The sequence below is a fragment of the Sediminicola luteus genome (assembly GCF_002514735.1).
In the GTDB taxonomy this organism is placed as follows: domain Bacteria; phylum Bacteroidota; class Bacteroidia; order Flavobacteriales; family Flavobacteriaceae; genus HQA918.
This window is the reverse complement of sequence record NZ_KZ300477.1, coordinates 201,819-222,247: the sequence shown is the minus strand read 5'-3', so window position 1 is coordinate 222,247 and position 20,429 is coordinate 201,819. Positions and strand designations below refer to the sequence as shown.

Genomic DNA, 20,429 nt, shown 5'->3' with positions numbered 1-20,429 from the left:
GATCAGTGAATTTATTCGGTATGGAAACTAATCGGATAATCTTTAATGGGAAATCCTTCTTCCGACTTGATGGCGATTCCGGTTAAAATAAAACCATAGGCCTTGTTGGGCTCCAAGGACCAAGTTAAGGTTAATGACTTTTTGTCCGCGGAAAGCGCATGGTCCTTAAAGTTTGGGAAGGCCTCATTGGGCTTTCCTTTGTTTATGGAGACTCCTTTTCTTACCGGTTTGTTAAAATTAATGGTCACTTTTTTTAGTTGGGAAGGCACATTTTGGTCATAATTGGCAAATTCGCTTATAGATAGGATTTTCGGTCGTTGGGCATCTATCTTTTTCGTGTACGCCCCGATTTTTTGGGTGTAGGTTTGAAAGGCCTCTATCAATCGTGGCATATATTCCTCTAATGTGGGGTATGTTGATCTTTGCAGGTCGTATGCTTCAAAGTCCAATAGAAGATCTTCGATCCATAAATAGCCCAAACTCAATTGCTCGTTTATTTCTTTTTGTACCACTTCTTCGGAATAGTGGTGGTCCTTCATATATTTAATGACCGATGCCCTTACCATAGACTCGTACAATAAGGTGGTCCAATGCCCGTAGTTTTGCTGCCGCATGATTTCTTTAACAGGTTGAAAGAGTTTTTCCCCGCTTTCTTGCAGGGCCTTTTTGTTTTTATCGATCAAGTGATTGACGAACGAATGACAAAATTCGTGGATAAGGGTATGTAAATAGATTTCCTTGGGAAAGATCACTATACCTGAATCGTCTGTTTTCCAAGATCCGACAATGGCATAAACCTCTCGCTGCTTGTTGGGTTCCTGAACAGCCGGTCCGTAGTTTTGCCTCCCATTGCCTAAACCTGGGACTATAATGAATTTTTCCTTTGAATCTGAGCCATAAAAAGCTTTGTACCAGTTTAAGTCGATTTGATCATATAGGGCAGAAAACCGAGCCTCTATCGCTGTATACAATGCTTTGTTTTCATTGAAAAAGGTCTCGCAGTCCGCATCAATATAAAAGGCTTTTAATAAGCTTACGAAGGTGTTGGCGTTTTCTTTATCCCAACGTTCATCGGGCAGTTTTTCTGAAAATTCAATCCTAGGATCTAGGTTTTTGTCCAATTGGACCGCCATGGACATTACGGCATCGAACCCTATATGGTTAGTCTTGCGAAGTTCTTTGGCGAAAGTTATAAGTCTATGCCCTTTATGGGGTTCGAAATGTGTTTTGATCTTTTGGGTGTACAGACTGAATTCCTCAGCGTTGTATTCACGTAGTTCGGCAAGGCGGAAAACGATACTTAATAATTCTACCCTATGGTCGACTTTTGGCGCTTGCAAGCTTTGTGCATCGGTGTACCAACTGAAAAGTTGGCATAGAGTTAGCAGTAGGACAGATTTTTTCATTTTTATTGGTTTTTGGTCTTTTTGGATCCAAAAAGGATGGTTTTGGTATTCGGTTTTCGGGTTTGCCATCGGTATACATAAAAAAGACGGTTTTTGTTATTGATTGTTGCAAGGTTTTTGGTCTATACTATTTGCGCTATACTTATAGTTTGAGTTAAGAAGTTGAGGTGAAATATGGGATTATGTATTTCATTTTTTGTTCAGCAATGGATAAAGACACAACCCTAAGTATCCTTTAGTGTTTGCCAACCGCGTTAGGGGGCGCAGCACCCGACCCCGTGCCTTGATCCAGGGAAAACTACTTGTTTTTGACTAAAAAAAGAATTAGATTAGTCTAGTATTTTGAGACAAAAATAAAAGTAATGTTAGACATTGTGTTGGGATATCAAAATCTACTTCATAATATAGATAGTTATATCGATGAAAGTAAATTCAAAAAAGAATACCTGATAGAAAAACTGCAGGTTTCTAGGGCTACGTTTTATAACAAGGCCAAAAACAAAAGCTTTACCGTTGCCGAGATGGTTACCCTGATCAAAATACTCTTCCCGGAGGAGGCCCGGGCTTTTGAAATCAAGCAGGCTTTACTTGAAAGTAGGGAAGACAGCCGGAATGGTAGGCTCAAAACACATGCGGAGGTAATGGCCAACGTACGTAAGAAATTGAACAAATGAAGGTCGTTTGGACCCAAAAGGCGGAAAGTTCGTTTGTTGGTATTGTTGAATATCTAGAGGTTATGTGGGATGTTAATATTGCCGTACGTTTTGTGGATAACGTAGACCAAACCATTGCCTCGATTCGTAAAAACCCGGAAATGTTTAAGATTTCGGACTATGATAGGGTCAGTAGAGCCGCCTTTATTACCAAACATACTACTATGTTCTACAGGGTTCTGGAAGATATAATCGAAATAGAGTTATTCTGGGGCAATTTTGATGATCCGGCCAAAATGGAAAGCTTTTTTAAGTCGTAAATAGGTCTTTTCTTTACTTGCTGGGTTTGTTTCGGCACGAGACGCGAGCCTCGCGTCAGCGGGGGGAGAGCATATTATGGTTCAGGATATTAAAGTGGTTTTATCAAAGAATTTACATTGCGTGCACGTATGGGAGAACGAAGCTTCAAGCTAATCGAGTCTACTATAGAAGATACTTTTTCTAATGCGTTTAAAGAGATTCTTAAAAAGTATGCTGGGTTGAGCATTGAAGAAGACTGGTTTAATGATAATAAAGGAACTACTTGGAAGCTTGCTGCTTTTACTGATTTTACCTCTATGCACAATCTCACAAAAGAATTTAGAGAAAAAGGATGGGGAGTGAAAGTCCCATTTGCAAACGATCCGGGAGGTTGGCACTACTGTTTGAGTTTTGATGAAGATACTTATGGTAAAGTGATTGTCAACCGTTGGACTGACCATGAAGAAAAAGACCAGTTCTTAGTTATAGCAGAAAGCTTTGAAGAATTTATTGATGGTCTGAAAAGAAGACCAGAAGAAAATACTTGATTTTAAAGCTTCCCCCGCTCCCGCACGATTACATCGTGTGGGCTTAGTCCTTTGCTGACGCAACCCCGAAATTTCTGGGCCGTTTCCGGGAATTGTTTTTTTTTTACCCACATGGTTTTATAAAACAATTATCTCGGTAACATGTAGGGGTTACCTACCGCGTTAGGGGGCGCAGCTGGCTACCGTGTAGCGCGTAGCACCCGACCCCGTGCCCTAGGCCGGGGGAACGCCCAAATACAAAACCATAACGGCTTTTATTGCCTCTGTTTCTCAGCGGTTTTTAAAGGAAAAATGATTAAATTCGCAAACTTTAATCGAAGCTTGGAAAGCGGTAGTATATGAAGTTCGCAGCACATAAAGGATTGGATCTGCCCCGAGTGGCCGAGGATGTTTTGGAGTTCTGGAAAAACGAGGGCATCTTCGAAAAGAGTATTTCTAGCAGAGCGGGGAAGGAAAGCTATGTGTTTTACGAAGGTCCGCCTTCTGCCAACGGTATGCCGGGTATACACCACGTAATGGCCCGTACCATCAAAGATATTTTTCCGCGCTATAAGACCATGAAGGGCTTTCAGGTAAAGCGAAAGGCCGGATGGGATACCCACGGACTGCCCATTGAACTTGGGGTAGAAAAAGAATTGGGGATTACCAAAGAAGATATCGGCACCAAAATTTCGGTGGAGGAATACAATGCGGCCTGTAAAAAGGCGGTAATGCGCTATACCGACGTGTGGAACCGCATGACCGAACGTGTAGGTTATTGGGTAGATATGGACGACCCTTATATTACCTACGAAGCCAAATACATGGAAACGGTTTGGTGGTTGCTAAAACAGATCTACGATAAAGATCTGATCTATAAAGGGTATACCATACAGCCCTATTCGCCCAAAGCAGGTACCGGATTAAGTTCGCACGAGCTGAACCAACCGGGCACCTACCAAGATGTGACCGATACCACGGTTGTGGCCCAATTTAAGGCGCTGGCGCCCGAAGGGGGCAAGTCGGTATGGGAGGCTTTTAAGCTGGAGGTGGGTACCGAGGAGGCCTATTTCTTGGCTTGGACGACCACCCCTTGGACCCTGCCCTCGAACACGGCACTTACCGTGGGACCGAAAATAGATTACGTACTGGTAAAGACCTTTAACCAATACACCTTTGAACCCATGTATGTGGTGTTGGCCAAAGGTTTGGTGGGGAAACAGTTTGCCGGTAAATACATACTTGCCGAATCTGACGATGATCTGGCCAGTTACGAAAGTGGGGCCAAGAAAATACCGTATCAGATCGTAGGTGAGGCCAAAGGGGCCGATTTGGTAGATATCCGTTACGAGCAATTGCTCGATTATGCCCTGCCGTACCAAAACCCTGAAAATGCATTCCGTGTTATCGCGGGCGATTTCGTAACTACCGAAGATGGTACCGGTATCGTACATACCGCACCCACTTTTGGGGCAGACGATGCCTTGGTGGCCAAACAGGCCCAGCCCGAAGTACCGCCCATGTTGGTGCTCGATGCGCATGGCAATCCCGTGCCTTTGGTAGATCTGCAAGGTAAATTCAGGCCCGAAATGGGTGAATTGGCCGGAAAGTATGTCAAGAATGAATATTATGACGATGGTACCGCACCCGATAAGTCGGTAGATGTAGAGATCGCCATCAAGCTCAAAATAGAAAACAAGGCCTTTAAGGTCGAAAAATACGTGCACAGTTACCCTAACTGTTGGCGTACCGATAAACCCATACTGTATTATCCGTTGGATTCTTGGTTCATTAAAGTGACCGAGATCAAAGACCGTATGTTCGAACTCAACCAGACCATTAACTGGAAACCTAAAGCCACTGGCGATGGGCGTTTCGGTAACTGGTTGGCCAATGCTAACGATTGGAACCTGTCGCGATCGCGTTATTGGGGTATTCCGTTACCGATCTGGCGTACCGAAGATGGTACCGAGGCCAAGATTATCGGGTCGGTGGCCGAATTAAAGGAAGAAATGGCCAAATCGGTGACCGCCGGTCATTTAAAAGCCGATATTTTCCCTGATTTTGAAGTGGGGAATATGAGCGATGCCAATTACGAAAAGATCGATTTGCACAAAAATTATGTGGATCAGATCGTATTGGTTTCCGATTCGGGCCAACCTATGAGACGCGAAAGCGACCTGATCGATGTATGGTTCGATAGTGGCTCTATGCCCTATGCCCAATGGCATTACCCGTTCGAGAATAAAGAAAAGATTGATGGCGGAGCAACCTTTCCGGCCGATTTTATTGCCGAAGGGGTAGATCAAACCCGAGGCTGGTTCTATACCCTACATGCCATTGCGACCATGGTGTTCGATACCGTGGCCTACAAAAACGTGGTTTCTAACGGATTGGTGTTGGATAAGGACGGCAAAAAAATGTCGAAGCGTTTGGGCAATGCGGTAGATCCGTTCGAGACCATGGATGCCCATGGCCCTGATGCCACCCGTTGGTATATGATCTCGAATGCCAACCCTTGGGACAACCTAAAATTCGATATCGATGGTATCGTAGAGGTAAAGCGTAAGTTCTTCGGAACCCTTTATAATACCTATTCCTTTTTCGGCTTGTATGCCAATATCGATGGCTTCGATTATAAGGAAGCCGATGTGACCTTGGCCGAAAGACCTGAGATCGATCAGTGGATCTTGTCCGAACTGAATACTTTGATCAAAGAAGTAGATGCGGCCTTTGCCGATTACGAACCTACCCGTGCCGCCAGGGCCATATCGCACTATGTTCAAGAGAATTTGAGCAACTGGTATGTACGTTTGTGTAGAAGACGTTTCTGGAAAGGTGATTATGGTACCGATAAAATTTCGGCCTACCAAACTTTGTATACTTGCTTAGAGACCGTGGCCCGACTTTCGGCGCCCATAGCGCCTTTTTATATGGATAGGTTGTATAAAGACCTAACAGTTGGTACGGTTAAAAATGCTGAAGAAAGTGTGCATTTGGTCCAATTCCCGGAGTACGATGCCGGTATGGTAAATACCGACCTTGAACGAAAGATGCAAAAGGCACAAGCGGTTTCTTCTTTGGTGTTGTCTATCCGTCAGAAGGAGAAATTAAAGGTACGCCAGCCCTTACAGCGTATTATGATCCCTATTTTGGATCAGACCGAAAAGAACGATATCGAAGCGGTTTCTGATTTGATCAAGTCGGAGGTAAACGTAAAGGAAATCCAATTGTTGGACGATGCTTCCGGTATTTTGGTAAAGCGTATCAAGCCTAATTTTAAGGTGTTGGGCCCTAAATATGGTAAGGATATGAAGTTGATTGCCCAGCAGGTGGCCGGGTTAAATCAAGATGATATCCAAAAAATTGAGAAAAACGGGGAAATAAGTATTACCTTCCAAGACAAATCCATCGCGTTATTGTTGGAGGAGGTAGAAATCTCTTCCCAGGATATCGAAGGATGGCAAGTGGCCAGTTCAGGAGGCCTCACCGTTGCTCTCGATATTGCGGTAAGTGATGATTTACGTAAAGAAGGTATAGCTAGGGAATTGGTGAACCGCATTCAAAACCTAAGAAAAGATTCAGGTTTGGAGGTTACCGATCGTATCGATATCCGAATTTTGAAAGATGGCTTGGTAGAAGAGGCTGTAAACAGTAATTTGGACTATATTAAAAACGAAACCCTAACCGCCGATTTACATTTTGAAGAAAATATGGAGAATGGCACAGCCATTGCTTTTGATGATATAAATACCAGATTGTTTATCCAAAAACATTAAGACTATGGAAAAGGATATTAAAGTTCGTTATTCCGACGAGGATTTGGAGGAATTCAGAGGCATCATTGATGAGAAGATGGAAAAGGCCCAAAAGCACCTAGAGTTGCTCAAAAGCGCCTATATGAACGATGGAAACAATGGTACCGACGATACCTCGCCTACTTTTAAAGCATTTGAAGAAGGATCGGAAACCATGAGTAAGGAAGCCAATACCCAGTTGGCGATCCGCCAAGAGAAATTTATTAGGGATCTTAAAAACGCTTTGTTGCGTATCGAGAACAAGACCTACGGTATCTGTAGGGTGACCGGTAAGCTGATCAATAAAGAGCGTTTAAAGTTGGTTCCGCATGCCACCTTGAGCATTGAGGCCAAGAACATGCAAAAATAATCGGGCTGCTTCGGCAGCCTTTTTTGTTCGCAAGAGTGCGCTGTTTTGCCTTTTAATTTGGGCAACGATTGGCTATGGACAAAAAGTGGTTCGAAAATCTATTTTAGATGCCGAAATCTCCGAAATCCAAATTGATGCCGAACAGTGTTTTCGGTTGGAGGTGGTTACCCACAAAGGGGATGAATTGGTGCTGACGGCGCAAATGGAGGGCGAATACCAAAACGATTTGGAGCTAACAATGAAGCGTGATGGAAACGTATTGCACTTGGCTACCCGTTTCGATCCTTTCTTTAGGCACCCTAATGACAAACTAAGTGCGCATAAGGTGGTTTCTATCGTATTAAGCGTACTATTGCCCGAACATAAATCGGTAAAAATTAAAGGAAAAGATACCCAGACACAGATTTCAGGTGCCTTCGAAGGGTTGTTTGTTAGATTGGCCGATGGGAATTGTAGTTTGGAAGGGCAGGTGACAACCGGAAAGATCCAAACGGTAACAGGGCATATAGAGCTGGTAGGTCCGCAACCCCTTTCGGCCGTTGAAACGAAATACGGCGAGACCATTGAAGGACCGGTGAAACTTTTGGAACAAGGTTTGGAGCTACGTTCCGTTAGTGGTAATATCGTTTTACAGGACTTCTGAATTCCTATGGACCATTAGCGAAGGCTAATTCAATAATATCATTATTTTTGTGACTCTAATACGACAAGATGGATATTAAAAAGTCCGTATGGCTTATACTTGGTATTTTATTGATTGACCAAGTCTCTAAAATTTACGTAAAGACCCATTTTCAATTGGGCGAATCCATCGAGGTGTTTTCTTGGTTTCAGATTTACTTTGTAGAAAACGAAGGCGCGGCCTGGGGTACCAAATTGAGCGATATTTTCCCGGTTTCTGACAAGAATGGCAAATTGTTCCTTACTATTTTTAGGTTGTTCGCTATAGTGGGAATTGGGTATTGGTTATGGGATACCGTACGCTCTGGTGCCTCAAAGGTGTTATCTATAGCTGTTAGCCTTATTTTTGCAGGTGCCTTGGGTAATATAATCGACTCTGTATTTTATGGGACTATTTTTGATGGTAGCCGTGGGCAATTAGCCACTTGGTTTGCCGAAGAACCCTATGGCAGCTTGTTTCATGGCAAGGTAGTAGATATGTTGTATTTTCCGTTGGTAGATACCATTTTACCGGAGTGGGTGCCGTTTTGGGGCGGGCAACATTTTAGTTTTTTCGACCCTGTATTCAATATTGCCGATTCTGCCATTAGCGTTGGTGTGGTCTTTTTAATAATCGATTTTATTTGGTTGAAGCCTAAAGCTGAAAAGACCGAGTTTAAAACCGATACACCTGTTCAGGAGTAACGCAGTAATCTAGAGGTATATCTTCCTTACGAACATCCCCTATTTTTTTCTCCGGACCAAAAAGCGAGAGTCCGACTTTTAAGGTGTCTGGTTTGCATTTCGCTAAAAGTCCGTCATAGAATCCTTTCCCATATCCCACCCGATTGCCTTGTTCGTCATAGGCCAATAAAGGAATAAAGACTACATCGATCAGCTTTTCCGGTACGCTTAGGCCATCCATGGGTTCCGGTACGCCCCAGCTACTTGTTTTTAGCTTGGTTTGGTCGGTTAATAGGTAATTCTCTAAAGTATTACCAACGACTTTGGGTATGACAACGTTTTTGTCCTTACCGAACAAAATAGTAAGAATGTGGGAGGTATCTATTTCGTTTTTAGAAGGGATGGGAAGGAAAATATGATAATACGAGCCTTGCCATAACGGAAGTTGCAATAAGCGATTGCTTATGGCGATACTTAAACTATCTATTTGGGTAGGACCTAAGGCAGAGCGCAAGGCGGTATAGTGCTTGCGAAGTTCATTTTTATCCATAGTACAAATTCCTGCTCGATCCGAAGTGGGCGAATCAGTCTTTGGCTACCATAGAGAAGTATATCCTGAAGAAAAGCATCAAGATAATATAGGTTCCTAAAACGATTATATATTTATCCATTGGTGTCTAACCTTATTGGGTTAAATGTAAGTAAAATTATTTAGTATATCCTGTAAACGGTAGCCTTTTATCGATGAAATACCACTTTTTTGTGAAAAACTTAAGGAATAGCTTCGTTTTTGTTTACGTTAGCTTAACATTTAAACCTCTAAACCCTTGTCTTTATTGTGGTTGGCTACAACTTACAAATTTATTTACGCAAAAACACAAGTGGTCGGATGTTGATAACTTCTTTTTTTGTGATATTTCTGAAAACTTTATGATTTCCGAATAGGGCTACCCTATGTTAGTTTTGGTAAAAGGTAGTAATTTAACTTCAAGGTTTAGCCAAGCGTAAACATGACGGATACTCCATTACAAGTACAGGTAGGTAGTTTGCCCCAAAATCCGGGGGTGTATCAATATTATGATGCCGATGGAAAGATATTGTATGTGGGTAAGGCCAAAAACCTAAAAAAGAGGGTGGCTTCCTATTTTACCAAAACCCACGATAGTGGCAAGACCCGGGTGTTGGTAAAAAAAATACAGAGCATCAAACATATTGTAGTGCCCACCGAATCCGATGCGCTTTTACTGGAAAACAACCTGATCAAAAAATACCAGCCACGGTATAATGTGCTGCTAAAAGACGATAAGTCGTACCCTTGGATCTGTATTAAAAAGGAAAGGTTTCCCAGGGTGTTTTCGACTCGAAGATTGATCAAGGATGGCTCGGAATATTTTGGGCCTTATACCAATGTAAAAACCGTAAGGACCCTATTAGAGCTTATCAATGGCCTATATCCCATGCGAACCTGTAATTATGATCTGTCGTATGATAAAGTGAACGAAGGTAAGTATAAGGTATGCCTAGAATACCATATTAAGAATTGTAAAGGCCCTTGTGAAGGCCTGCAGACCGAGGAGTCATATAGAAAACAGGTTGAGGCGATCCGGCAAATAATTAAAGGTGACTTTAAAAAAGCCTTAGGGGGTTTTAAGGAGCAGATGATGGAGTTGGCGGCCGCTTTACAGTTCGAGGAGGCCCAAGCCATGAAGGAGAAAATCGATACCCTTGAAAATTATCAGGCACGATCTACGATCGTAAATCCGAAAATAGACAATGTAGACGTTTTTAGTATCCTAAGCGATAGTACCCATGCCTATATTAATTTTCTGCAATTGTCGCATGGGGCCATTATTCGGTCGCATACCATGGAGATTAAAAAGAAACTGGACGAGTCGGATGCCGAGCTCCTACAAATGGCCGTAATAGAAATTCGCCAGCGGTTCGCGTCGCATTGTAAAGAAGTGTATGTGCCATTTGCCCTCGTTTTGCCAGCCGGTATCAAGGTAACCGTACCCAAATTGGGCGACAAGAAAAAAATATTGGAGCTCTCGCAGCGGAATGCCTCTTTTTTTAGGCTCGATAAATTCAAACAAATGAAAATCACCGATCCCGAAAGGCATACTACCCGTCTTATGGATCAAATGAAAAGCGACCTGCGGTTGTCGCAACAGCCCCGGCATATTGAATGTTTCGATAACTCCAATATACAAGGTACGCATCCGGTGGCTGCCTGTGTGGTTTTTAAAGATGGCAAACCCAAAAAGGCCGAATACCGACATTTTAATATCAAGACCGTTGAAGGTCCCGATGATTTCGCATCTATGGAAGAGGTAGTTCATAGACGCTATAGAAGATTAATGCAAGAAGGGGAACCTTTGCCACAGCTTATTGTAATCGACGGGGGCAAGGGGCAATTGTCTTCTGCCGTTAAAAGTTTGGATCTTTTGGGGTTACGGGGCAAGATCGCTATTATCGGAATTGCCAAACGTTTGGAGGAAATCTATTTTCCGGGTGATTCGGTTCCCTTATATTTGGATAAGCGTTCCGAGACCTTGAAAACCATTCAGCAGTTACGGAACGAAGCCCACAGGTTCGGTATTACCTTCCATAGGAATAAGCGAAGTAAGTCGGCCTTGGGATCCAGCTTGGAAAAGATAGAAGGGGTGGGGCCGAAAACGGTAAACCAATTGCTGCGAAAGTTTAAGTCGGTAAAACGCATAAAAGAAGCCACTAAAGAAGAATTGGCGGCTTGTATCGGGGCCCATAAAGCGGCACTGTTACACAAAGCCCTTCATGAATAAGTTATGGGAAAACAGACCCTATTTTTGCTGGTTTTGTGTGTATTGACCCTTCCGGTCGCGGCACAGGAGCAAGTTACTGAAAGGCCTAAGGTAGGCTTGGTCTTAAGTGGTGGCGGAGCCAAGGGTTTGGCCCATATCGGAGCGCTAAAGATTATTGAAGAAAGTGGGGTTCAAATAGACTATATCGGCGGTACCAGTATGGGGGCCATTGTAGGGGCCTTATATGCTTCGGGTTATAAAGCGGCCGAACTCGATTCTATTTTTAGAAGTATCGATTTTGAGAAACTGATCCAAGATGAAGTGCCCAGGGGCGTAAAGACCTTTTACGAAAAAGAAGATACCGAACGCTATGCCCTAACCTTGCCTTTCGATGGGTTTAAAGTGTCTTTTCCACAAGGTATTTCGGGCGGACAAAACATATACAACCTTTTGGCGCGGCTGTTGTACCATGTGAAAGATGTAGACGATTTTAACGCGCTTCCCATTCCTTTTTTGTGTATCGTAACCGATGTGGAAACCGGTGAGGGCCTGGTGGTTGATAAAGGCTATTTACCCGAAGCTATTTTAGCTAGTGGTACCTTTCCCTCACTTTTCGAACCTATAGAGATCGATGGCCGATTGTTGATCGATGGTGGGGTAATCAATAACTACCCCATAGATGAGATACGGGCCAAAGGGGCCGATGTGATCATTGGGGTAGATGTACAACACGGACTATCGACCCGCGAAGATTTGGGGTCTGCACCTGAAATTTTGTTGCAGATCAACAATTTTCGCACGGTTGAAGACATGAAACTGAAGTCGCAGCAAACCGACATTTATATAAAACCGGAAATCGATGATTATACCGTGGTCGATTTCGCCAAAGGGGCCGAGATCATACTTCGGGGAGATGAAGGCGGACAAAAACAAATACCCGCCCTTCAAGCCTTGGCCCAAGCCCAAGGTAACCCGGTATTGCCGCCAAGAGGGGTGCATAATAAAGATAGTCTTCGAATCGACTTTTTGGAGTTGGAGGGCAATGAGAATTACTCTAGGGGTTATGTAAAGGGAAAGCTTCGCTTTAAACTGGGCGATACCATATCGTTCGGCAAATTACATGAAGGGCTGAACCTATTAACCGCAACCGGAAAATTCAAGTCGGTAAAGCATTACATTAAAAGCGAAGGCGATTATGAGGTAATGCGTCTTAAGTTTGTAGAGGAACCCACCAAATTCTTTTTAAAGGTTGGGGTACACTACGACGATCTTTACAAAACCGCAGGTTTGATAAACCTGACCAAAAACAACCTCTTTTTTGCCGATGATGTGTTTTCCTTCGATTTTATCTTGGGCGATAATATTCGGTTTAACCTAGATTATTATGTAGATAAGGGTTCGTATTGGAGCTACGGCTTTAAATCGAAATACACCAGTTTTAGGTCGGATATAGATTATAACGTATTGGCCAAGGTGGCAGAGACCAGCGATAATCCCAATATCAGGACCATCTCTATAGATGCCGAGGATTGGACAAACCAATTCTATTTCCAAACCGCTTTGAAAGAAGAGTTTGCCTTGCGTTTGGGGGCCGAGCATAAGTATTTAAAATACAGCTCCAATACCTTACGGTCTGAGATAGAAAACGGTAATACCGATGGTGAAGACGAAAAAGCTGTGTTTGAGAACAGCCAGTATTTCAGTGCTTTTGGGTCCGTAACCCTCGATACCTACGATGATCGCTATTTTCCGACCCAAGGGTTTTATTTCCATGGCGATTTCCATGCCTATTTGTTCTCTTCCGATTACCGGGATAATTTTGAGAGTCATTCCATTGCCCAAGGGGTTTTTGGGGCTGCTTTTCCGCTGGCTGGCAATTTATATATGAACCTTTCTACCGGTACGGGGCTACGTTTGGGAGGCGGGGAGTTTAGTGCTTTCGATTTTTTGTTAGGGGGGTATGGCAACGATTTTATCAATAATATGCTGCCCTTTTATGGTTACGATTTTTTAAGCCTCACTGGTAATAGTTATATCGGCGCTAATGGCCGCCTCGATTTTGAATTTGCCCCAAAACACCACGCCCTTTTAGTGGGAAATATAGCCAATGTGGGAGACGATATGTTTAAAAGTGGGGAATGGTTCAGTTTTCCTGAGTATTCGGGTTATGGCTTGGGCTATGGCTTTGAATCTATAATTGGACCGATCCAGGTTTTTTATACCACATCGCCTGAAACCAAAGACAGTCAGGTGTTTTTTAGTATCGGTTACTGGTTTTAAAGGGTTTCGGTTAACCTTAGTATGCTAATATTCGGGGTTACATCCGATAGCAATTCTGAATGTATTCAAGCTCCTTTAACTTGTCGAAGGGTAGTCGATTCACGGTACTCAGAGGAACTGTTGCTGTAGTTCTTTTTATTGTTTTGTCAAGTTGTATTTATCTCCATTTGTCTTTGTTATTATCAACGAATTTCCATGTAAATTATAATGCCATTCGCCACCTAAAATTAGGGTCCAATCAAATTCAGCTGTCCATATACAAGCATTCTCAAAGTTGATAACATTTCCTGAGTTTGTAAACGTGCCATTGCATAAAGCGGGAAATTTTACAGTTTCACTTTCTCCAATCCAATTCCCGTTGTTAAAGGTCAACGTAACATTAGATTTATTTCCATCTCGTTCAAAAATTCCAACATATTGACCATTAATTTTAGTCTGAAGGTTGTCGTCATCGTTTTTACAGGAAGGAACTATAACTAAGAGACTAATTAGAACTTTTAGTTTCATAATTTGTTTTTCATTAGATGTTTCTGTTTTTAAAACGTTGCTTTCAAATGCCAAACCACATGGAATAAAGGCTACCCAAATTTTATGGTTATTTTTGTACTATGGAAGTACGTAGAACTGATATTTCGGCCCATGTGAGGGCTATGTGGTAAGAAGTTTCCTGTCTTTGGAAACTACCCGGGGGTTATGTAAAGCAACTGCGTACTGCTTCAACCTCCGATAGAATAATTCGTATCACATTAAAAATAATATCATGTCAAATACCGATTCCACATCACTTAATCTACCTATAGAAAATCCGGAAGCCCAAGACTTTTTGCCTTTGTTGGGTACCGACCACGTAGAACTCTATGTGGGTAATGCCAAGCAGGCCGCTTATTATTATATGTCCGCTTGGGGTTTTCAACCTTTGGCCTATAAAGGATTGGAGACCGGCAGTAAAGACACGGTGTCTTATGTAGTGCAACAAGATAAGATACGTTTGGTGCTTACATCCCCTTTGGGAGCTGGGGGCGAGATCAACAAACATATTAACGACCATGGCGACGGGGTAAAGACCATTGCCCTTTGGGTAGACGATGCCGCCAAAAGTTTTAAGGAGACCACCCAACGTGGGGCCGAACCCTTTATGGCCCCCGAGACCCAAGAAGATGAAAACGGAAAGGTGGTGCTTTCGGGTATTCATACCTATGGCGAAACCGTACATGTTTTTGTAGAAAGAAGTGCTTATAACGGGGTCTTTATGCCGGGTTATATGCCTTGGAACCCCCATTATAAAGCACCGGATACCGGATTGCGTTATATAGACCATATGGTGGGTAACGTAGGTTGGAACGAGATGAACAAATGGTGCGATTTCTACCGGAACGTTATGGGCTTTGCCCAGCTTATTTCCTTTGATGACAAAGATATTTCCACCGAATACACGGCTTTGATGAGTAAGGTGATGAGTAATGGTAACGGACGCATCAAATTCCCCATTAACGAACCGGCCGAAGGCAGGAAGAAATCGCAGATCGAAGAGTATATTCAATTTTATAATGGGGCCGGGGTACAACATATCGCCGTGGCTACCGATAATATCATTGAAACCGTTACCGCACTTCGCGATAGGGGGGTCGAGTTTTTGACCGTACCTGCAACCTATTACGAAGATGTATTGGACCGGGTAGGGGAAATCGATGAAGATCTGGCACCCCTTCGCGACTTGGGGATCTTGATCGATCGGGACGAAGAAGGCTATTTGCTTCAGATATTTACCAAGCCTATTCTCGACAGGCCTACCATGTTCATAGAGATCATTCAGCGTAAAGGCGCTAAATCTTTTGGTAAAGGCAATTTTAAAGCCTTGTTTGAGTCTATTGAACGGGAGCAAGCCAATAGGGGAACCCTATAATTCAATGCCGATTCTTAACGTTTATTTAAAATTGGCCCGTTTCAGATAAATTAGTGTTAACACCCAAGTTAAAATTTCTTAAAGCCTAGGATTAGGGTAATAACCTATCGTACTTTTGTAGCCGTAAGACTGGTTATCTTACAACTTTAAAAAATGGTTTTTCATAATTTTAAAGTTTGGTTGGTTATTTAGAAAAAGCTCGGCGCTCGCCGGGCTTTTTTTATGGGGTTAGGTCTCAGCTGTTATGGGCTTTGTTTATAGGCCCTACAATAGTTTGGAACAAAACTTGTTTAAATAATTGTAAAACCTACCGAGATACTATCGGTTTTACTAATTTTATAGTGATGATCAAGCTATTGAAAAAGGGATGGCCACTGCTGTTGTGGTGTGTTATGGTAACGGCTCAAAAACCACCAAAAGCCTTTAAGGCGGGCGAGTGGTTGAAGTTTAGGATACATTACGGTTTTTTGAACGCCAGTTATGCCACGCTTCAGGTAACCAACGATACCTTGGACGGGGTACCGGTCTATCATGTGGCCGGGCATGGCAAGACCACCGGCTTCGCCTCTATTTTCTTTAAGGTAGATGATCGGTACGAGTCGTATTTCGATCGCAAGGATTATAAACCCTACCGTTTTGTGCGTAAGATCAATGAAGGGGGGTATACCAAGGATGTAGAGATCAACTTCGATTATGAGGCCGAATCTGCCGAACTCAACGATAAAAAACATCAAAAAAAGATGGATTTCGACATCCATCGCGAGGTTCAGGATCTAGTCTCTGCATTTTATTACCTACGCAATAACTTTAGGGCCGAAGATTTGGTGATCGGTGAGAAAATAGACCTCGACATCCTCTTCGACGACGATGGCATCTTTAAGTTTCAATTAAAATATTTGGGTACCGAAGTACTCCGCACTAAATTTGGCAAAGTAGAGTGTTTAAAGTTTAGGCCGTTGGTGCAATCGGGACGGGTTTTCAAGGAAAAAGAGAGTCTTACCCTGTGGGTTTCCAATGATTTGAACAAAATTCCGTTGCGGATCAAGGCCGATTTGGCCGTAGGCTCCATCAAAGCCGATCTCGATGGCTATAACGCCCTGCGGAACCAGTTTAAAATCATAATGGATTAACCCCAAATATGGAACAACAGGAACGCATTAACGAGCAACTTGAAAAATTAGCGGAGAAATACAAAAATTCTGGCCAAGATCTAAGTTCCTATCTAGACGGCCTCCTGTACCAACGTTACCTTACCTATTGGGACTATATCCATCTCGATACCTTATTGAGCCTTCAGGTACCCCGTACCCATTTTCCCGATGAAGAGATCTTCATCATGTACCATCAAATTACCGAACTGTACTTTAAACTAATACTGCATGAGTTTAAACAGGTGGTAGACCACAATGCCAGGGACGTCGATTTTATGATCGAAAAGGTTAACCGTATCAATAGTTATTACAAGGCCCTGATCTCTTCCTTTACCATTATGATCAATGGTATGCAAAAAGAACAGTTCCTGCAATTCCGGATGGCCTTGTTACCTTCCAGCGGATTTCAATCGGCCCAATATCGTATGATCGAACTCTATGCCACCCCTATGGAACATTTGGTGCATATTTCGGATCGCGATAAACTTCCGGATGAGGCCAGTATAGAAGCTTTGTACGAACATATTTATTGGAAAAAGGGGGCTACCGATCGTAAGACCGGTGAAAAGACCCTGACCCTAAAACAGTTCGAATACCGTTACACCCCCCGTTTGATCCGTATTACCAAACAGGTTGAAGGGAAAACCTTGTTCCACAAATTCCAAAATCTGGCGGAAGCCGATAAAAAGAACCCGGTATTGCTCGATGCCCTGAAAAAATTGGATCAAAATGCCAACGTAAACTGGCCCTTGGTGCATATGGGATCGGCACATAGGTATTTGGGTAGAAAAGGCAAGGCCATTGAGGCCACCGGTGGTACCAATTGGAAAGAATACTTGCCACCCGGATTCCAAAAAGTAAGCTTCTTCCCCGATATTTATTCAGAGAAAGAGTTAAATGATTGGGGAAAGCAATGGGTAGATGATATATTTGGGGCCAAATAAGTAGGTATGAGGTACATTTGGGGCTTGTTTTTAGGGGTAGTTTTACTGGCCTCTTGTAAAACGGAATCAAAAAAACCGGGCAACGAAACCTTGTTAGCGGAACCCGAGGTGGTACGCCAAGAACTCTATGGTTTCGATATCGGACAGTTTAACGTGCATTACGATACCATTAGAAATGGGGACAGCTTTGGCGAGATTATGCTCTCAAACCATGTCGATTATCCGGTAATCCATAAAATTGCCGAGGAATTCAAGGATACCTTCGATGTGCGTAGGATCATTCCCGGGAAACCTTATACCATCCTAAAATCAAAGGATACTTTAGAAAAAGCACAGGTATTCATTTACGAAAACGACCGCATCAATTATACGGTACTCGACCTACGCGATTCGGTGGTGGCCTATAAAAAGAAAAAGGATATTACCTATAAAATACGGGAGGTTTCCGGGGTTATAGAATCCAGCTTATCGCAAACCTTGGACGAGGCCGGAATCGATTACAACCTCACCTTTGAATTGGAGAATATCTACGCCTGGACCGTCGATTTCTTCCACTTACAAAAAGGAGATCGGTTTAAGGCCATTTACAAAGAGCGTTATATAAACGATACGATCTATGCCGGAATGGAGCCCATAGAAGCGGCCTATTTTGAGCATAATGGCGAACCTTTTTACGCTTTTGCCTATAAGGTAGATAGTCTGAACAACCTTACCGATTATTACGACGATAAGGCCAAAAACCTACAACGGGCTTTTTTAAAGGCGCCGGTAAAAAAGAGTAGGATTTCGTCGCGATACAATCTAAGACGTCGGATAAAGTATTATGGGTATAAGGTACGCCCACATCGCGGTACCGATTTTGCCGCGCCAATCGGTACGCCCATTCTGGCCACGGCCAATGGTACGGTGGTAGAAAGTACCCGTAGGGGCGGTAATGGTAAATATGTGAAGATCAAGCATAATAGTATGTACAGTACCCAGTACTTGCATATGTCGGTACGTTTGGTCAAAAAAGGCGATTTCGTAAAACAGGGCGATGTTATCGGTAAGATCGGGATGACCGGTAATACCGGGGGCCCCCATGTGTGTTACCGCTTTTGGAAAAACGGGAAACAAGTAGATCCCCTTCGCGAAAAATTGCCAGAGGCCGAACCCATAGCCGATTCGTTACGTACCGATTATTTGGCCCATATCGTACCCTTTAAAGAACAATTAGACTGTATCCTTTTTCAGGAAGAAGCCGAAGAAATGGACGGACTTCTTACCGAAAATAACCCTTAAACCACCCAAAAAACATGTCGCTACCCCATATAAACCCAACGACAACCAAAGCTTGGCAAGCATTAGGTGCCCATTTTGCCGAAACCCAAGCCGATTCTATAAATGACTATTTTGCCCAAGACCCAAAACGTGCCGAAAAGTTTAGTTTGGCATGGGAAGATTTCTTTTTAGATTATTCCAAGAACAAAATCAACGAAACTACCCTTTCCCTTTTGATCGATCTGGCCAAAGAGGTGGGACTCGAAGAAGGTATGAAGGCTTATTTTAAGGGGGATGCCATCAACCAAACCGAAAACAGGGCGGTATTGCATACGGCCCTTCGTGCGCCAAAAACAGCTTCAATATTTGTTGATGGCGAAAATGTGGTACCTGAAGTACATGCGGTAAAGGCATCGGTACGGCAGTTTGTAGAAGCCGTTATATCAGGAACCCACAAAGGGTATACGGGTAAAACCATAACCGATGTCGTGAATATCGGGATCGGCGGATCAGATTTGGGTCCGGCCATGGTGGTTGAGGCCTTAAAGTATTATGAAAACCATCTTAAGGTACATTTTGTAAGCAATGTAGATGGCGACCATACCCAAGAGGTGTTAAAAGGCATTGACCCCGAAACCACTTTGTTCGTGGTGGTTTCCAAGACCTTTACCACTCAAGAGACTATTAGTAATGCTACCACCATAAAAGAGTGGTTTTTACAGTCGGCCCAGCCCGAAGATGTGGCCAAGCATTTTGCGGCGGTTTCGACCAATATACCGGCAGTGACCGAATTTGGGATCCACCCGGCCAATGTGTTTCCTATGTGGGATTGGGTAGGTGGTCGTTTCTCTTTGTGGAGTGCCGTAGGTATCAGTATAGCCTTGGCTATCGGATACGATGGATTTGAGGATTTATTGGCTGGGGCCCATGCCATGGATACCCATTTTAAAGAAGCCCCTATGGCCGAGAATATGCCGGTTTTAATGGGCTTGGTCAGTGTGTGGTACAATAATTTCCATGGGGCCGAGACCGAAGCCCTGATTCCGTACACCCAATACCTGGCGCGTTTTGCGGCCTATTTACAACAAGGGGTTATGGAAAGTAACGGCAAACATGTCGATCGAACGGGCAAGGGTTTAGACTACCAATCCGGAACTATTGTCTGGGGCGAACCGGGTACCAATTCGCAACATGCCTTTTTTCAATTGATACACCAAGGTACTAAACTGATACCAACCGATTTTATCGGGTTTAAAAAGGCTTTGCATGGTAAAACCGACCATCACGATAAACTGATGGCCAATTTCTTTGCCCAGACCGAGGCACTCCTTCAAGGTAAAACTGAAGAAACCGTAAAAAATGAGTTGGAGTGCAAAGGGATGTCGGCCGAAGAAGTGGCCCGATTACTACCCTTCAAAGTATTTCCGGGCGACAAGCCCACCAACACCCTTTTGATAGAAAAATTGAGTCCGAAAACCTTAGGAAGCTTAATCGCTTTATATGAGCATAAGATATTCGTACAGGGCCTTATCTGGAATATTTTCAGTTATGATCAATGGGGGGTAGAACTGGGCAAGCAATTGGCCGGGAATATTCTAAAAGAAATTCAAAATAACGCGATTGGCAATCATGATGCATCTACCGCAAATCTTTTAAAACTTTATAAACAATAATACTTTTTTGTTGTTTATTCACAGCATTTTATCCTTTTTGT

General features: G+C 43.2%; 17 protein-coding genes. 14 read left to right on the top strand and 3 right to left on the bottom strand.

All coding sequences use genetic code 11. The features are described from left to right. Nucleotides 1–11 precede the first annotated feature (11 nt). Nucleotides 12–1,406: a DUF4932 domain-containing protein gene (locus B7P33_RS05480; RefSeq protein WP_172435862.1), complete on the bottom strand. Its 1,395-nt coding sequence runs from the start codon at nucleotides 1,404–1,406 to the stop codon at nucleotides 12–14. Nucleotides 1,407–1,768: 362 nt separating this feature from the next. Here B7P33_RS05480 and B7P33_RS05475 point away from each other — a divergent pair, with 362 nt between their 5' ends. The 7 genes from B7P33_RS05475 to B7P33_RS05445 all read left to right on the top strand — a co-directional run bounded on the left by B7P33_RS05475 (nucleotide 1,769) and on the right by B7P33_RS05445 (nucleotide 8,418). Then, nucleotides 1,769–2,080 carry a hypothetical protein gene (locus tag B7P33_RS05475; RefSeq protein ID WP_097440962.1) on the top strand — a complete coding sequence of 104 codons (312 nt, stop codon included), beginning with the start codon at nucleotides 1,769–1,771 and terminating at the stop codon, nucleotides 2,078–2,080. Beyond that, a complete protein-coding gene (locus tag B7P33_RS05470; protein WP_097440961.1) occupies nucleotides 2,077–2,379 on the top strand; it encodes a type II toxin-antitoxin system RelE/ParE family toxin in 303 nt (100 codons plus the stop codon). Before B7P33_RS05475 ends, B7P33_RS05470 begins: the two co-directional genes overlap by 4 nt. 129 nt (nucleotides 2,380–2,508) lie before the next feature. Next, nucleotides 2,509–2,907, top strand: a complete 399-nt coding sequence (locus B7P33_RS05465; RefSeq protein ID WP_097440960.1) for an SMI1/KNR4 family protein — start codon at nucleotides 2,509–2,511, stop codon at nucleotides 2,905–2,907. Between the two features lie 338 nt (nucleotides 2,908–3,245). Next, a complete protein-coding gene (ileS, locus tag B7P33_RS05460) occupies nucleotides 3,246–6,665 on the top strand; it encodes an isoleucine--tRNA ligase (protein WP_097440959.1) in 3,420 nt (1,139 codons plus the stop codon). A gap of 4 nt (nucleotides 6,666–6,669) precedes the next feature. Further along, entirely contained in the window at nucleotides 6,670–7,053 is a 384-nt protein-coding gene (locus B7P33_RS05455) for a TraR/DksA family transcriptional regulator (protein ID WP_097440958.1), read from the top strand. Between the two features lie 85 nt (nucleotides 7,054–7,138). Further along, complete coding sequence (locus B7P33_RS05450; RefSeq protein ID WP_097440957.1) at nucleotides 7,139–7,696, top strand: hypothetical protein; 558 nt, start codon at nucleotides 7,139–7,141, stop codon at nucleotides 7,694–7,696. 68 nt (nucleotides 7,697–7,764) lie between these two features. Beyond that, nucleotides 7,765–8,418, top strand: a complete 654-nt coding sequence (locus B7P33_RS05445) for a lipoprotein signal peptidase (protein ID WP_097440956.1) — start codon at nucleotides 7,765–7,767, stop codon at nucleotides 8,416–8,418. Here the strand turns inward: B7P33_RS05445 and B7P33_RS05440 are convergent. After that, a complete protein-coding gene (locus B7P33_RS05440) occupies nucleotides 8,390–8,947 on the bottom strand; it encodes a 5-formyltetrahydrofolate cyclo-ligase (protein ID WP_097440955.1) in 558 nt (185 codons plus the stop codon). The genes B7P33_RS05445 and B7P33_RS05440 overlap by 29 nt on opposite strands. A gap of 460 nt (nucleotides 8,948–9,407) precedes the next feature. Here B7P33_RS05440 and uvrC point away from each other — a divergent pair, with 460 nt between their 5' ends. Then, nucleotides 9,408–11,198, top strand: a complete 1,791-nt coding sequence (uvrC, locus tag B7P33_RS05435; RefSeq protein WP_097440954.1) for an excinuclease ABC subunit UvrC — start codon at nucleotides 9,408–9,410, stop codon at nucleotides 11,196–11,198. A 3-nt stretch (nucleotides 11,199–11,201) separates the two neighbouring features. Further along, nucleotides 11,202–13,457: a patatin-like phospholipase family protein gene (locus B7P33_RS05430; protein ID WP_097440953.1), complete on the top strand. Its 2,256-nt coding sequence runs from the start codon at nucleotides 11,202–11,204 to the stop codon at nucleotides 13,455–13,457. 135 nt (nucleotides 13,458–13,592) lie between these two features. Here the strand turns inward: B7P33_RS05430 and B7P33_RS05425 are convergent, their stop codons facing one another. Then, nucleotides 13,593–14,018, bottom strand: a complete 426-nt coding sequence (locus tag B7P33_RS05425; RefSeq protein WP_097440952.1) for a hypothetical protein — start codon at nucleotides 14,016–14,018, stop codon at nucleotides 13,593–13,595. 199 nt (nucleotides 14,019–14,217) lie between these two features. Between B7P33_RS05425 and hppD the strand changes: the two genes are divergently transcribed. The 5 genes from hppD (at nucleotide 14,218) to pgi (ending at nucleotide 20,388) form a co-directional block, all read left to right on the top strand. Then, nucleotides 14,218–15,360, top strand: coding sequence for a 4-hydroxyphenylpyruvate dioxygenase (gene hppD, locus B7P33_RS05420; protein ID WP_097440951.1), 1,143 nt, complete (start codon nucleotides 14,218–14,220; stop codon nucleotides 15,358–15,360). A 344-nt stretch (nucleotides 15,361–15,704) separates the two neighbouring features. Continuing rightward, the gene (locus tag B7P33_RS05415) at nucleotides 15,705–16,490 is read left to right on the top strand and encodes a DUF3108 domain-containing protein (protein ID WP_097441242.1); all 786 of its coding nucleotides are present in this window, start codon (nucleotides 15,705–15,707) and stop codon (nucleotides 16,488–16,490) included. Between the two features lie 8 nt (nucleotides 16,491–16,498). Continuing rightward, a complete protein-coding gene (locus B7P33_RS05410; RefSeq protein WP_097440950.1) occupies nucleotides 16,499–17,455 on the top strand; it encodes a tryptophan 2,3-dioxygenase family protein in 957 nt (318 codons plus the stop codon). Between the two features lie 6 nt (nucleotides 17,456–17,461). Then, complete coding sequence (locus tag B7P33_RS05405) at nucleotides 17,462–18,736, top strand: peptidoglycan DD-metalloendopeptidase family protein (RefSeq protein WP_097440949.1); 1,275 nt, start codon at nucleotides 17,462–17,464, stop codon at nucleotides 18,734–18,736. 14 nt (nucleotides 18,737–18,750) lie between these two features. Continuing rightward, nucleotides 18,751–20,388, top strand: coding sequence for a glucose-6-phosphate isomerase (gene pgi / locus B7P33_RS05400; RefSeq protein WP_097440948.1), 1,638 nt, complete (start codon nucleotides 18,751–18,753; stop codon nucleotides 20,386–20,388). Nucleotides 20,389–20,429 lie beyond the last annotated feature (41 nt).